This is a genomic window from Micromonospora sp. NPDC005161 (assembly GCF_053599855.1).
This window is the reverse complement of sequence record NZ_JBSFYQ010000007.1, coordinates 1-13,662: the sequence shown is the minus strand read 5'-3', so window position 1 is coordinate 13,662 and position 13,662 is coordinate 1. Positions and strand designations below refer to the sequence as shown.

Here is a 13,662-nt window from a genome sequence, read left to right as displayed (position 1 = left end):
GCCTGACAGACTTCCCGGTATGCGCGTCTACCTGGGATCCGACCACGCCGGTTTCGAGTTGAAGGTGCACCTCGCCAACCACCTGGCCAAGCAGGGGTACGACGTGGTCGACGTCGGCCCGCACAGCTACGACCCGGACGACGACTACCCGACGTTCTGCCTGCACACCGGCGACCGGGTGGTGGCTGACGAGACCGGCCTCGGGGTGGTCATCGGCGGGTCCGGCAACGGTGAGCAGATCGCCGCGAACAAGGTCGCCGGGGTCCGCGCCGCGCTGGCCTGGAACGTCGAGACCGCCCAGCTGGCCCGCCAGCACAACGACGCGAACCTGGTCGCGGTCGGCGCCCGCCAGCACACCCTGGACGAGGCCACCGCCATCGTCGAGGCGTTCCTGAACACCCCGTTCTCCGGCAACGAGCGGCACGCCCGCCGGATCGCCCAGGTGGCCGCGTACGAGGAGACCCGGGAGCTGCCCGACCTGCCCTGACCCTGGCCGGGCGGTCAGCGCGGCGGGCGGGGCAGCTCCTCGCGGGGCACCCAGTTGCGCCGGACGACCACCACCCGGGCCTCGGCCTCGGCGAGGTCGTCGTCGGTGGGTCGGGCGCCGTCCCGGGCCCGCAGCGCGGCGCTCAGCCCCACCTGCGATGAGCCGGAGCCGACCAGCCCGCGCAGGCCTCGCTCACCGTCGCGCTCGTCGTTGGCCGGGCCCCGCCGGCGGGGCGGTGGATCGGTGCCGTCGTGCACAGCGGCGGTGCTGGCCGTCGGACCGTCGGTGCCCTGCCCGGCCGGCTCGGAGTCGGGGTGGTGGCGCAGCCGCCGTCGTCGTCGCTCCGGGTCGCCCATCAGCCGACCGTACCCCGTCCGGTGTGGGATTCGGCACGGTCGTCCCGGCCCGCGCCGGACGGGCTCGGCGACCGATTTGCCGGCTGGCTACCCTCGGATCCAGGCGGCGGTGGTGTCGCCGGTCAGGGGGAGGACGAGATGGCAGACCAGACGCAGCCGTGGGCGGAGCGGACCGTGGAGGTGCCACCGCAGGCCGGCGTCGGGGTGCCGCCGCAGCGGGACGGGTTCCGCCGGGGCGTGGCTCCGGTGGGTCAGCCGCGCAACCCGCGGACCGAGCCCTTCCCGACCGTCGAGCAGGCCCCGACCGGCACCGGCTGGCCGGACGGCCCGGAACCGCGCCGGCCGCTGAGCTGGCGTCTCGCGCAGCTGCGGCGCGGCGGCGAGTGGAGCGCGGCGGCCGGGCTCTTCGCGTTCGTGTGCTGGGGGATCTGGGCGCTCTCCGGCCAGGGTGACCTGACCGGCCCGCTGCTGGTGCTGGTGCTGAGCCTGCTGGTGGCGGTCGGTCTGTTCGCGCTGGCCCGGCTGGTCGGCAGGGTGGTGCTCGAGCGGCAGCTCGGGCGGGTCCGGTGCAGCGCGCGGGGCGCGCACCTGGCGACCGCGGTCTTCCTCGCCGGCCTCGGCGTGGCCTGGCTCCAGCAGACCGAGTGGGTCGTCTCGGCGTGGAACTGGATCTCCTCGAACTGATCCGGGTACGCCCGGGCGGGCCGGCCAACGCCGCCCGCCCGAGCGTACGGTCGCGGCACGCCGCGACACCGGTCGTCTCCCCACCAGGCAAGGCCACTGCTTACCCGGCCGGCCACGGTTCATCCGTGGCCGGCCGGTCCGACTGACGTGACGGCGGGACCTGCTCGACCATCCCGTCGTGGTCGTAGAGCGGTCCGCGCGGGGCCGCGCCCGGGACCCGGACGCGACCCCGCCGCAAGGTCAACCGGCGGGCTGGGCGGCCGCGTGGTCGCGGGCCACCCGGACCAGCTCGACCAGGCCGCCGGCGTACTCCTGTGCCTCGCCGTGTGCCTCGTCGAACGGCGGCTGGAAGCCGACGCCCTCCCACTGGCCGGTGGTCGGGTTCCACCGGTCGTTGCCGACCTCGAAGTCCCAGGCGAAGATGCCCAGCTCGTAGTAGAGCTGGTCGGCGGAGTTGCCGGCGGCCGAGTAGAGCACGTCGGCGACCGGGCCGGTCTGCGACGGCCAGGTGACCGTCCCGCGCTCCTGCGCGATGGCGCCGACGATCCGGCGGGCGCTGTCCAGGAACATCTTCGACTCGTCGATCGACGGCCGGGGCAGGGTGACCCGCCCGTCCGCCCGGTACGCCCCCGGCGGCCACATGAAGTACCCGCCGTAGGAGTGCACGTTCATCGCGAACTTGATGTTCGGGTGGGCCTGGGCGAGCGCGATCACGTTGCTGCTCTCCGCCTCGGACAGCTCCGCGGTGCCCGCGTAGTTGCCCGAGAGGCAGTTGGCGCTGGCGCCCACGTAGCCGTCGAAGTAGGACCCGACGGTGTAGTTGCGGTTGACGTCGACGCCCCACGAGGTGCGGTACCGCGGGTCCCGGGTCGGCCCGGTGCAGTGGTTGACCAGGTTCTTGCGCTGGAAGTTGTAGTCGTTGAACGAGTAGTTCGCGCCGTCCGGGTTGACCGTCGGGATGACGAACACGTCGACCTGCTCCAGCAGCTCGCGGGTGGCCGGATCGGTGCGGGCGTTGGCCAGCATCCGCTCGGCGAACTCCAGCGTCACCAGCGGCGTGGCCCACTCCCGGGCGTGTTCCTGGGAGTACGCCAGCACCCCGACCCGGGAGCCGTCCCGGTGCACGCCGAGGCGCAGCGCCTGGACCGTCCAGGGCTTCGCCGGCACCTCGGTGCCCTGGAGCCCGTCGTCGAGCCGGGCCGGGCCGGCGACCGACATCGGCAGCCCGGCCGAGCCGTCCTCGACGGTGGCCCGGAACCGGTTCGGTTGGCGGGCGTTGATCGCCGCCGCGACCTCGTCGGTGGTGCTCACCGTCTTGCCGGCGGTGTCGGTGGCGAGCGTGATCGTGAGGACACGGTCGCGGTAGCTGACGGTCAGCGGTCGGTTCCGCCGGCCCGGGTCGACCGTCCGCACCTGCACACCGTTCATGCCCTGGTCACCGAAGCGGACCGACTCGACCACCACGGCGGACACCGCCGGGTCGCCCAGGTACGCGACGGCGTTGCGCCGGTACCCCTGGGTCCGGTTCGGCAGGTTGATCACGTTGACCAGGCCCCGGTACTGGCGGGCCAGCCGCTTGATCCGCGCCTGGATGTCCACCGGCGTCAGGTACGCGTCGATGAAGTCCTTCTGGTAGCCGGCCGGCAGCGGCGGCGGGGTCGCGTTCGGCCAGAGAGTCGGTGTGACCGCCCGGCTGACCCCGCCGAGGCTGGAGGTGGCGGTCAACTGGACCGGCCGGTTCGGCACCGGCTGGGGGAGCGCGTAGTGGTACTGGTACTCGCCGGAGTCCTCGAAGCGGGACAACGGGAACGACCCGGTGGCGCCGTCCGCCGTACGCCAGCTGACGGTGATCTCCACGTCCGGGTCGTCGGTGGCGGTCGTGGCGACCTGCGCCTGCAGGAACGTCTGCCCGCTCGTGGTCCACCAGTACGCCTGCTGCACCTGGAGGGTGTCCACGGCCGCGGCGGCGGCCGTGGTCCGCTGGCCGGCGGCCGGAGCGCGCAGCCCGGCGGCGGTGCGGGCCTGAGCCGCGCGGACGCTCTCGGCGTGGTGCCGGCTGCCGTCCCCGGCGCGCTGCACGATCTGCACGGCGGTCGCGCCCTGCGCGGTCAGGTCGGCGAGCTGGGCGCCGGTCAGCACCAGGTCGGCGAGGATCCGCCCGTCCCGGGCCCGGGGTCGGTTGGCCAGGTCGGCGCCGGTGGCGACCAGGCGGTCGAGCTGGGCCTGGTCGCGCAGCTGCACCCGGACCAGGGCGGTCTCGGTGGCGGTCAGGGTGATCGGTGTGGCCGGGGCGGCGGGTGCCGCGGTGCCCGGGCCGGGATGGGACAGCACCGCGCTGACCAGGATCGCTGTGGTGGCGGCAGCTGTCCACCGTCGTCGGACGATCATGTGCCCTCCTGACGGACGTCAATGGGTCTGGTCCTTACACCAGTCCATAGATCGACACATGTCAAGGCGCGCGGCCGGTAGCGCCGCGACCGCGACCTGGACGACCGGAACCTGGAGGCGACGGCGCGAGTTCTCCGTTCCGAGATGCAACCCGCTGGACCGGACCCGGCGTGACTATCTCGAATCGGGGATCGGAGGCTTGGATGAGCGATCGCGACAAGGCGTTCGCCGACTATTTCGCGGCGAGGTCGGACGCGATGCGCGGCACCGCGTACCTGCTGTGCGGCGACTGGCACCGGGCGGAGGACCTGGTCCAGACCGCCTTCGTGAAGCTCTACCTGGTCTGGCACCGCGTCGCCCGGCACGAGGTGCTCGACAGCTACGTGCGGCAGATCCTGATCCGGACGTTCCTCGACGAGCGGCGCCGCGGCTGGTGGCGGCGTGAACGGGTGGGCGGCGACAACGCCGAGCAGGCGGTGCCGCCCGACTCGCCGGAGAACCGTCTGGTGCTGCTGCGGGCGCTGGCCTCCGTGGCGCCACGCCAGCGGGCCGTGCTGGTTCTCCGCTACTGGGAGGACCTGTCGGTCGAGGACGTCGCGGCGCTGCTGCAGTGCTCTCCGGGGACGGTGAAGAGCCAGGCGGCGCGCGGGCTGGACACGCTGCGCGGCCTCCTGGCACCCACACACAGCGGGATCGAGATGGGGGAGCGATGAACGGAGAAGACCTGCGCGACGCGCTGCGCAGCGAGATGGCGGATGCCACCCCGCCACCACCATTGAGTACGGCGGCGGCACTCGGAGCCGGTCGCCGGGCCTTCCGTCGCCGCCGTGCCGTCCAGGTGTGTGCCGGATCGGCGGCCGTGGTGCTGGCAGCCGCCGGCTTCGCGGCCGTGGCCACACCGGGCGGCGAGGTCTACCAGCCGGCAGGCGGCGTGCCTGCCGTACCGGCCCCGTCGGCGACGGACACCAAGGAGGCGTGGCCGACCGGGCCGGACGGTCGCCCACAGGAGGACCGGACCGCGCGGGCGGGGTCGAAGTACGACCAGGGTGTACGGCTGCTCGCCGAGGTCGTCTCGGTCGTGCCCGCCGGTTACACCGCACCCGAGGACCCGGCGAACCAGCCCGTCGAGCAGAGGACACTGCGAACTCAGCAAGCACAGTTCGAGGACAAGGTGAACGGCGTCGACCTGTGGAGCTACATGGCCTCGGTCGCCGTCGCCAAGGGCAACGGGACCGGGCGCGTCATCGTCGAGGTGCACGACGCCGGCAACCAGCTACCGACCGAACCGTGTGCGCTGGCCCGCCGGTTCTGGGGCATGCAGGGCGAATGCCAGGTCGAGACCGTCGGGGCGGCGCAGGTGGGCGTCGTCACCCGACCAACCGGCGACGACCGGCTCGACCAGTGGTCGGCATACCGGCATCCGGACGGCGTGGTGGTCTACGTGGCGCAGGGCGCGCAGCTGGACGAGAGTCAGCCGGAGTTGAAGGCGCTTCCGTTCTCCGTACCGCAGTTGGCGGCCCTCGCGGTCGACGAACGGTTTCACCTGAAGTGACGAGCTGATCCGGCTTAGCCGGGCGGGGGCCCAGGTGCCGCGATCGTGCGGGCCACCTGGGCCTTCGTCTTGTGGAGCGGGCGACGGGAATCGAACCCGCACCGTCAGTTTGGAAGACTGAAGCTCTACCATTGAGCTACGCCCGCGCTCAGCCCCGCCGAAACGGGGCGCGCGGACAGCGTACCCAATGTCCGTGCCGGACGCGCAGCCGCGCCACCGCCTTGCGGCTTCGCGAAGTCCCGGCGTCGCGTCTCACCCCTTGCCGTGCGGGAGGGCCGGGGATCGAGGGAGCAGGAGCGCCCGCCGCTGACGCGGGCGCGATAGGGGTTTTCCGGGAATGTGTCCGGGTGGGAGGTGGCCCCGGCAGGTCCGCGGTGCGCCGACGGCATAGACTGCACGTCGCCACGGGGTGTGGCGCAGCTTGGTAGCGCACTCGCTTTGGGAGCGAGGGGCCGTGGGTTCAAATCCCGCCACCCCGACTGTCGTCCGCGGCCGGGCCGCCGCGGGTGCCGCCGAGTTTTCCGCGCGGTCCCCGGGCGATGCCGGAGCGTCAGGCCGGCTCACCTACACTCGATGGGCTGAATCACGCCCAGACTCAACTGAGATCCGTCAAGGAGTACGCCTGTGAAGAGCACCGTCGAGACTCTGAGCCCGACGCGCGTGCGGCTCGCCATCGAGGTGCCGTTCGTCGAGCTCGAGCCGAGCCTCAAGAAGGCGTACCGGGAGATCGGTTCGCAGGTCCAGGTTCCCGGCTTCCGCCGGGGCAAGGTGCCGACCGCGGTGATCGACCAGCGGGTGGGCCGGGGCACCGTCCTCAACGAGGCGGTCCAGGACGCGATCCCGGACAACATCCTCGCCGCGGTACGCGAGCACGACCTGAAGACGCTGGGGCGCCCCGAGGTCGAGATCACCGAGTTCAACGACGGTGACTCGCTGAACTTCACCGCCGAGGTGGACGTCCGCCCCGAGATCACCCTGCCCGACGCGTCGACCATCGAGGTGACGGTCGACGAGCTGCAGATCGACGAGAGCGAGATCGACGAGCAGGTGAAGAACCTGCGGGAGCGGTTCGCCACCCTCAAGACCGTCGAGCGGGCCGCCGCCGAGGGCGACTACGTCCAGATCGACCTGAACGCGACCGTCGACGGCGAGGACGTGCCGGGCGGCCAGGCGAGCAACATCTCCCACGAGGTGGGCAGCAAGCAGCTCCTGCCGGGCCTCGACGAGGCCGTGGTCGGTCTCGCCGCCGGCGAGAACACCACCTTCACCACCCAGCTGGTCGGCGGCGACTTCGCCGGCCGGGACGCCGAGGTGGCGGTGACCGTGCGCACGGTCAAGGAGAAGGAACTGCCGGAGCTGAACGACGAGTTCGCCCAGATGGCGAGCGAGTTCGACACGATCGAGGAGCTCCGCGGCGACCTGCGTGGGCGGGTCACCCAGGGCAAGCAGGTCGAGCAGATCTACGCGGCTCGGGACAAGGCCCTGGCGCAGCTGGTCGAGGCCGCCGAGGTGCCGGCGCCGGAGGGTGTCGTCCGCGAGGAGGTGGCCAGCCGCAAGCAGGCGATGGCCGACCAGCTGGAGCGGATCGGCGCCTCCATGGAGGAGTACCTCGCCGCCGAGGAGAAGACCGAGGAGCAGATCGACGCCGAGCTGACCGAGGCGGCGACCGAGGGCGTGAAGGTGCAGCTGCTGCTGGACACCCTGGCCGACGCCGAGGACGTGCAGGTCTCCGACGACGAGTTCGGCCACGAGATCGTGCACCGGGCCCAGCGGGCCGGGATGGCCCCGCAGCAGTACTACGACCAGCTGGTGCGCTCGGGCGCGGCCGGTGCGGTCTTCGGTGACGTGCGGCGGGGCAAGGCGCTCGCGGCCGTCATGGAGCGGATCACGATCAAGGACTCGGCCGGCAACGAGGTCACCCTCGACGCGCTGCGCGCCGCCAACGAGGCGGAGCACAACCACGAGCACTGATCGTCGGGTGCGGCCGCCGTCCGCCGCTGTGCGGTGGACGGCGGCCGAATCCTTTCCGGGGTACGCCCGGAAGCCCGCGCCGCGGGTACGCCCGACGCAGCTGCGCTGAGAGCGAACAGTGCCCCGACCGGGACTCTGCCGCCCCGCACAGCGGTTAGTGTCGGGAAAGACGGTACGGAGAGCGAAGGGCTGCCATGACCGACATGCACATCCCCAAGAAGTCGCTCCGGGCGATTGACGCGCGCGGTGGCGACTCCATTGGCAACCTCGACGACTCGGTCTACAACCGGTTGCTCAAGGAACGCATCATCTTCCTGGGCAGTGAGGTGACCGACCAGGTCGCCAACCGCATCTGCGCGCAGCTGCTGCTGCTCGCCGCGGAGGACCCGGACCGCGACATCAACCTGTGGATCAACTCGCCGGGTGGCTCGGTCTACTCCGGCATGGCGATCTACGACACCATGCAGTTCATCGACAACGATGTGTCGACCGTGGCGATGGGCATGGCTGCCTCGATGGGCCAGCTGCTGCTCTGCGCGGGCACCAAGGGCAAGCGGTACGCCCTGCCCCACGCCCGGATCATGATGCACCAGCCGTCCGGTGGTCTGGGCGGTACGGCGTCCGACATCGCCATCCAGGCGGAGCAGATGCTCTACACGAAGCGGATGTTCCAGGAGCGGGTCGCGCACCACACCGGCCAGAGCCAGTCGCAGATCGAGGCGGACTCGGACCGGGACCGTTGGTTCACCGCCCAGGAGGCCATGGACTACGGCTTCATCGACAAGGTGATCATCGGGGCCGCTCAGGTTCCGGATGGCGCCGGGACCCTGAGCTGAGGAGCTGACGATGACCGATCTGAGCTTGCCGCCCCAGTTCGCGGCCGTGCACAACCGTTACGTGCTTCCGTCGTTCGTCGAGCGCACGTCGTACGGGGTCAAGGAGTCGAACCCGTACAACAAGCTCTTCGAGGACCGGATCATCTTCCTCGGCGTCCAGGTGGACGACGCGTCGGCCAACGACGTGATGGCCCAGCTGCTGACGCTCGAGGGCACCGACCCGGACCGCGACATCATCATGTACATCAACTCGCCGGGTGGCTCGTTCACCGCGATGACGGCGATCTACGACACCATGCAGTACGTCCGTCCGGACATCTCCACCGTCTGCCTGGGTCAGGCGGCCAGCGCGGCGGCGGTCCTGCTGTCAGCCGGCACCCCGGGCAAGCGGATGGCGCTTCCGAACTCGCGGATCATCATCCACCAGCCGGCCACCGAGGGCGGCTACGGGCAGGGCTCGGACATCGAGATCCAGGCCCGGGAGATCCTGCGGATGCGGACCCAGCTGGAGGACATGCTCTCCCGCCACTGCAACCGCCCGATCGAGCAGGTCCGCAAGGACATCGACCGGGACAAGATCATGACGGCCGAGGAGTCCAAGGAGTACGGGCTGGTCGACACGATCCTGACCAGCCGCAAGAAGGGTCTGCTGGCGGCCAACGCCGCCAGCTGAGCAGTACCGGGTCAGAGGTTGGCCGGGGCGTCGTTCCCGGCCGACCTCTGACACACCCGTTTTGGGGGTCGGAGAATGCCCCGCCAGCGGGTAACGTCGGGTCCGTACCGCTTCGCCGGTTGGGCCGGTGGGGTGAACGGAGCCGGACGGCGCGCAGCGTCCGCAGGGTCAGGGCCGGGTCTCCGGCCGATGAGTGCAGGGAGAACGTAGGTGGCACGGATCGGTGACGGCGGCGACCTACTGAAATGCTCCTTCTGCGGCAAGTCGCAGAAGCAGGTGAAGAAGCTCATCGCGGGCCCCGGGGTCTACATCTGCGACGAGTGCATCGATCTCTGCAACGAGATCATCGAAGAGGAGCTGGCCGAGTCCGGCGAGGTGAAGTGGGAAGAGCTTCCCAAGCCGATGGAGATCTGCCAGTTCCTCGACAACTACGTGGTCGGGCAGGATCAGGCCAAGAAGGCGCTCGCCGTCGCGGTCTACAACCACTACAAGCGGATCCAGGCCGAGGCGCCCGGCGCGCCGGGCTCCGGCAGCGACGCCGTCGAGCTGGCCAAGTCCAACATCCTGCTGCTCGGCCCGACCGGGTGCGGCAAGACCCACCTGGCGCAGACGCTGGCCCGGATGTTGAACGTCCCGTTCGCGATCGCCGACGCCACCGCGCTGACCGAGGCGGGTTACGTCGGCGAGGACGTGGAGAACATCCTCCTCAAGCTGATCCAGGCCGCCGACTACGACATCAAGCGCGCCGAGACCGGCATCATCTACATCGACGAGGTCGACAAGATCGCCCGCAAGTCGGAGAATCCGTCGATCACCCGGGACGTCTCCGGCGAGGGTGTGCAGCAGGCCCTGCTCAAGATGCTGGAAGGCACGGTGGCCAACGTGCCGCCGCAGGGCGGGCGCAAGCACCCGCACCAGGAGTTCATCCAGATCGACACCACCAACGTGCTGTTCATCTGCGGTGGCGCGTTCGCCGGTCTGGATCAGATCATCGAGTCCCGCACCGGGCAGGGTGGCACCGGCTTCGGTGCCCGGCTCCGGTCGGTGTCCGACCGGTCGACCGATGACATCTTCAGCCAGGTCATGCCGGAGGACATGCTCAAGTTCGGGCTGATCCCCGAGTTCGTGGGCCGACTGCCGGTGATCACCAACGTGCGCAGCCTGGACCGCAGCGCCCTGGTGCGGATCCTCACCGAGCCGCGCAACGCCCTGGTCCGGCAATATCAGCGCCTCTTCGAGCTGGACGGGGTCGAGCTGGAGTTCGACGAGCCGGCGCTCGAGGCGATCGCCGACCAGGCCATGCTGCGGGGCACCGGCGCCCGCGGCCTGCGGGCCATCATCGAGGAGGTTCTGCTCTCCGCGATGTACGAGGTGCCGAGCAACCCCGACGCCGCCCGAGTGCTGATCACCCGCGAGGTGGTCCTGGAGAACGTCAACCCGACCATCGTGCCCCGCGAGTTCACCGGCCGTCGGGCCCGGCGGGACCGCGAGGAGAAGTCGGCCTGATCGTCCTCGCGTCGCGCCGGCCGCTCAGTCCTGACGCGGCCGGCGTGAGCGGGTCCGTCGATCCCACTCGCCCGACGGGGTGACGGTCACCATCATCAGTCGGGCCGGTTCGTCGGTGTCGTTGCGATAGCCGTGTTCCCGGTCGGCGTGGAACTCGATCGTCTCGCCGGCCCGGACGGGGTGGTCCTGCCCGTCGACCCGGACGACGACCGCGCCGGTCAGCACGTGGAGGACCTCCCGGGTGCCGCGCGGGTGGTCGGGGGAGCGGTGTGCCTCGCCGGGTTCCAGCCGCCAGTCCCAGAGCTCGACCAGGTCCGGTTCGCCCAGCCCGCTGAGCAGGTGGGCCGTGCCGCCTCGTTCGCCCTGCCAGAGCACGGGCGCGTCGGCGACCGGGGTGATCTTCACGGTCCGTTCCTCGTCGGGCTCCAGCAGGCGGGCGATGTTGACCCCGAACGCGTCGGCGACCCGGCAGAGCGTGCCGACGCTCGGGTTGGTGCGCGCGCTCTCGATCTGCACGAGCATCCCCTTGCTCACCCCCGACCGTCCGGCCAGCTCCTCGAAGGACCAGCCGCGCGTGGCACGTAGCTCGCGTACCTGTCGGGCCACCGCGGCGGTCACCGCGCCTACACGGCCCGCTCCGATCTCGGTCATTGAACTATCCTATGCGGTCATTATTGTGATACGACTGTCGCATGCTCCCCATTGTCCTGGCAGCGGTGTCCGCGGTCGCGTTCGGCACGGCCGACTTCTCCGGCGGGAAGGCGTCCCGCCGGGCCGACCCGATCGCCGTCACGGTGGTTTCCCAACTGCTCAGCGTCCCGCTGCTGGTCGTCCTGGTGCTGGTCGTGCCCGGGTCCCCCACCGTGGGCGACATCGCCTGGGGGCTGATCGCCGGGGTGGCCGGCGCGGCCGGGGTCATGCTGCTCTACCGGGCTCTCGCCGGCGGGATGATGGCCGTCGTGGCGCCGGTCACCGCGATCACCGCCGCGATAGTGCCGATCGTCGCCGGCCTGTTCACCTCGACGTTCCCCGGCGCCCCCGCGCTCATCGGCGCCGGCCTCGCCGTGCTGGCGATCGCACTGGTCAGCCTGGGCGAGGGCGGCAGCCGCCGGGCCGTCCCAGCGCGGCTGGTAAGGCTGGCGCTGGGCGCCGGGGCGCTCTTCGGCGTCTTCTTCACGCTGCTCGGCCAGGCCGGCGAGGGGGCCGGCATGTGGCCGGTGGCGGCCGTACGGGCCAGCTCGATCGCGTTCGGCCTCGCCCTGGCCGCCGGCACCGGCGTGCGGCTCCGGCTCGGGCGGCGCGTACTGGTGTGGGCCGCGGTCGCCGGCCTGCTCGACAGTGCCGCGAACGCGCTCTTCCTCGCCGCCGCCGCCCGCGGTCACCTGAGCATCGTCGCGGCGATCGCCGCGCTCTACCCGGCCAGCACGGTGCTGCTCGCGCTCGCCGTCGATCGGGAGAAGTTGCGACCGGTCCAGGTCGCCGGGCTCGGCTTCGCCGCCGGGGCTCTGGTGCTGGCCAGCATCTGAGGCTGCCGATGCAGCCCGTTCGGCCGTACCCTTGGCCCATGCGCGTCGCCGTCTGCCAGCTGAACGCCCGGGATGACCGCAAAGCCAACCTGGCAGCCGCGGAGGTCCTGCTGGAACGTGCCGCCGCCGGTGGCGCGGACCTCGCGGTCCTGCCGGAGTACGTCGACTACCTGGGCCCCGCCGCCGGGTTGCCCGAGCCGGAGCCGGTGGACGGCGAGGTGGGCAGCTTCTTCGCCGGCATCGCCCGGCGACTCGGCATCTGGGTGGTGGCCGGCTCGTTCCACGAGGCCGGCCCCGACCCGGAGCACACCTGGAACACGTCGCTGGTCTTCGACCGGTCCGGCAGCCTGGCCGCGAGCTACCGCAAGATCCACCTGTACGACGTGGAGATACCCGGCCGGGTCTCCTACCTGGAGTCGGCGAGCGTCGCCGCTGGCGACCGGCCGGTGGTGGTCGACGTCGAGGGGCTCCGGGTGGGCCTGTCCATCTGTTACGACCTGCGCTTCCCGGAGCTGTATCGGCGCCTGGCCACCGAGGGTGGCGCCCACCTGCTGGTGGTCCCGGCGGCGTTCATGCTGCACACCGGACGGGACCACTGGGAGGTCCTGCTGCGGGCGCGGGCGATCGAGAACCAGTGCTTCGTCGCGGCCGCCGGCCAGACCGGCGACCACGAGCCCGGCCGCACCTGTTTCGGGCGCAGCATGGTGGTCGACCCGTGGGGGACGATCCTCACCCAGTTGCCGGACGGCCCGGGGGTGTCCGTCGTCGACCTCGACCTCGACCGGCTCGTCCAGATCCGGGCCGAGCTGCCGAGCCTGGCCAACCGCCGGCTCTGAGCCCTCAGCCCTCCAGCAGCACGCCGAGCACCGTGAAGCCCGCGATGACCGCGGCGGTCACCAGCAGAGCGGTGGTCATCCGGGATCGGCCCCTCCGGGCCAGTCGCCCCACCGAGAGCACCAGGACGACCAGGACGACCGCGCCGATCACCAACTGCCAGAACGGCAGGAGGAGGCCGAGCAGCGCCTCCTCGGCGTGCACCGTGACGCCGAGCCCGGACTCATCCATGCCTGACACTCTGGCACGCCGATGCGCTCCGCGTCGCGGGCTACGCGGGGACCGCCGCCGGCCCCCTTCGACCAACCAGTGATGAACCCTGATTTGCCTTCTCCGGGCCGTCCGCGTAACTTTCTCTCTGCACGGGGGAGGCCGGACAAACCGGCCGAGAGCGGGCGCCAGGCTCGTGGCGGGAACGCCGAGCGAGACTGAGAAATCGGGCGGTGCGGATCACTCCGGAAACGGGGTTGCAGACGCGAAGCCGACCGGGTAGAGTGCTGAAGCCGGCAGGAGCCGGGCGGAGAGCCGCGAAGCGGTGATCGGCCGGTCTGCGGCTTCCCACGACAGTAACGACCGCCGGGTACGGCGTGCGTCGTCGTGGATCAGGACCAAAAAGTTGATCACCTCGGACACGAGGTTGACAACGAAAGTTCGACCAAGTAAGTTTGAGCGGTTGCCCCGAAACGGGGTCCCAGCGAGTGGGGCTTTTGATCGGTGTGTGGTTGTTCTTTGAGAACTCAACAGGGTGCTTGAAAAGCCAGTGCCAATTATGATTTATACCCCGGACTGGTGGTCCTTTTGGATTGCTGGTTGGGATTCCTTTGGCAACATTTGTTTGTTGTCAGGATG

Annotated in this window: 14 protein-coding genes and 2 tRNA genes; 11 read left to right on the top strand and 5 right to left on the bottom strand. The window is 70.9% G+C overall.

Features of this window, described 5'->3' with window-relative positions; genetic code table 11:
- Window positions 1–19 precede the first annotated feature (19 nt).
- Window positions 20–487, top strand: a complete 468-nt coding sequence (locus ACWD5O_RS08955; protein ID WP_450084970.1) for a ribose-5-phosphate isomerase — start codon at window positions 20–22, stop codon at window positions 485–487.
- Window positions 488–501: 14 nt separating this feature from the next.
- Here ACWD5O_RS08955 and ACWD5O_RS08950 read toward each other — a convergent pair whose 3' ends face one another.
- Window positions 502–843, bottom strand: coding sequence for a hypothetical protein (locus ACWD5O_RS08950; protein WP_450084969.1), 342 nt, complete (start codon window positions 841–843; stop codon window positions 502–504).
- Window positions 844–981: 138 nt separating this feature from the next.
- Here ACWD5O_RS08950 and ACWD5O_RS08945 point away from each other — a divergent pair, with 138 nt between their 5' ends.
- Entirely contained in the window at window positions 982–1,527 is a 546-nt protein-coding gene (locus ACWD5O_RS08945; RefSeq protein ID WP_450084968.1) for a hypothetical protein, read from the top strand.
- A gap of 240 nt (window positions 1,528–1,767) precedes the next feature.
- Here ACWD5O_RS08945 and ACWD5O_RS08940 read toward each other — a convergent pair whose 3' ends face one another.
- Window positions 1,768–3,915 carry a M14 family zinc carboxypeptidase gene (locus tag ACWD5O_RS08940; RefSeq protein ID WP_450084967.1) on the bottom strand — a complete coding sequence of 716 codons (2,148 nt, stop codon included), beginning with the start codon at window positions 3,913–3,915 and terminating at the stop codon, window positions 1,768–1,770.
- Window positions 3,916–4,118: 203 nt separating this feature from the next.
- Between ACWD5O_RS08940 and ACWD5O_RS08935 the strand changes: the two genes are divergently transcribed.
- Both ACWD5O_RS08935 and ACWD5O_RS08930 read left to right on the top strand, forming a co-directional pair.
- A complete protein-coding gene (locus ACWD5O_RS08935) occupies window positions 4,119–4,628 on the top strand; it encodes a SigE family RNA polymerase sigma factor (protein ID WP_450084966.1) in 510 nt (169 codons plus the stop codon).
- Window positions 4,625–5,467: a hypothetical protein gene (locus ACWD5O_RS08930; RefSeq protein WP_450084965.1), complete on the top strand. Its 843-nt coding sequence runs from the start codon at window positions 4,625–4,627 to the stop codon at window positions 5,465–5,467. The genes ACWD5O_RS08935 and ACWD5O_RS08930 overlap by 4 nt, the downstream gene beginning before the upstream one ends.
- A 72-nt stretch (window positions 5,468–5,539) precedes the next feature.
- On the opposite strand, the gene ACWD5O_RS08925 is transcribed toward ACWD5O_RS08930, so the two are convergent.
- Window positions 5,540–5,613: transfer RNA gene (locus ACWD5O_RS08925), tRNA-Gly, on the bottom strand.
- 259 nt (window positions 5,614–5,872) lie between these two features.
- Here ACWD5O_RS08925 and ACWD5O_RS08920 point away from each other — a divergent pair.
- The 5 genes from ACWD5O_RS08920 to clpX all read left to right on the top strand — a co-directional run bounded on the left by ACWD5O_RS08920 (window position 5,873) and on the right by clpX (window position 10,453).
- Window positions 5,873–5,946: transfer RNA gene (locus ACWD5O_RS08920), tRNA-Pro, on the top strand.
- Window positions 5,947–6,091: 145 nt separating this feature from the next.
- A complete protein-coding gene (gene tig / locus ACWD5O_RS08915) occupies window positions 6,092–7,438 on the top strand; it encodes a trigger factor (RefSeq protein WP_450084964.1) in 1,347 nt (448 codons plus the stop codon).
- 194 nt (window positions 7,439–7,632) lie between these two features.
- Window positions 7,633–8,274 carry an ATP-dependent Clp protease proteolytic subunit gene (locus ACWD5O_RS08910; protein ID WP_007464111.1) on the top strand — a complete coding sequence of 214 codons (642 nt, stop codon included), beginning with the start codon at window positions 7,633–7,635 and terminating at the stop codon, window positions 8,272–8,274.
- Window positions 8,275–8,284: 10 nt separating this feature from the next.
- A complete protein-coding gene (locus tag ACWD5O_RS08905; RefSeq protein ID WP_121652300.1) occupies window positions 8,285–8,947 on the top strand; it encodes an ATP-dependent Clp protease proteolytic subunit in 663 nt (220 codons plus the stop codon).
- 210 nt (window positions 8,948–9,157) lie between these two features.
- Window positions 9,158–10,453: an ATP-dependent Clp protease ATP-binding subunit ClpX gene (clpX, locus tag ACWD5O_RS08900; protein WP_450084963.1), complete on the top strand. Its 1,296-nt coding sequence runs from the start codon at window positions 9,158–9,160 to the stop codon at window positions 10,451–10,453.
- A gap of 24 nt (window positions 10,454–10,477) precedes the next feature.
- On the opposite strand, the gene ACWD5O_RS08895 is transcribed toward clpX, so the two are convergent.
- On the bottom strand, window positions 10,478–11,104 hold the full coding sequence (locus ACWD5O_RS08895; RefSeq protein ID WP_354963997.1) for a helix-turn-helix domain-containing protein: 627 nt from the start codon (window positions 11,102–11,104) through the stop codon (window positions 10,478–10,480).
- A gap of 41 nt (window positions 11,105–11,145) precedes the next feature.
- Between ACWD5O_RS08895 and ACWD5O_RS08890 the strand changes: the two genes are divergently transcribed.
- Both ACWD5O_RS08890 and ACWD5O_RS08885 read left to right on the top strand, forming a co-directional pair.
- Window positions 11,146–11,979: an EamA family transporter gene (locus tag ACWD5O_RS08890; protein WP_450084962.1), complete on the top strand. Its 834-nt coding sequence runs from the start codon at window positions 11,146–11,148 to the stop codon at window positions 11,977–11,979.
- 38 nt (window positions 11,980–12,017) lie between these two features.
- Window positions 12,018–12,815, top strand: coding sequence for a carbon-nitrogen hydrolase family protein (locus ACWD5O_RS08885; protein WP_354963999.1), 798 nt, complete (start codon window positions 12,018–12,020; stop codon window positions 12,813–12,815).
- A 4-nt stretch (window positions 12,816–12,819) separates the two neighbouring features.
- Here the strand turns inward: ACWD5O_RS08885 and ACWD5O_RS08880 are convergent, their stop codons facing one another.
- Window positions 12,820–13,044: a hypothetical protein gene (locus tag ACWD5O_RS08880; protein ID WP_354964000.1), complete on the bottom strand. Its 225-nt coding sequence runs from the start codon at window positions 13,042–13,044 to the stop codon at window positions 12,820–12,822.
- Window positions 13,045–13,662: the final 618 nt, after the last annotated feature.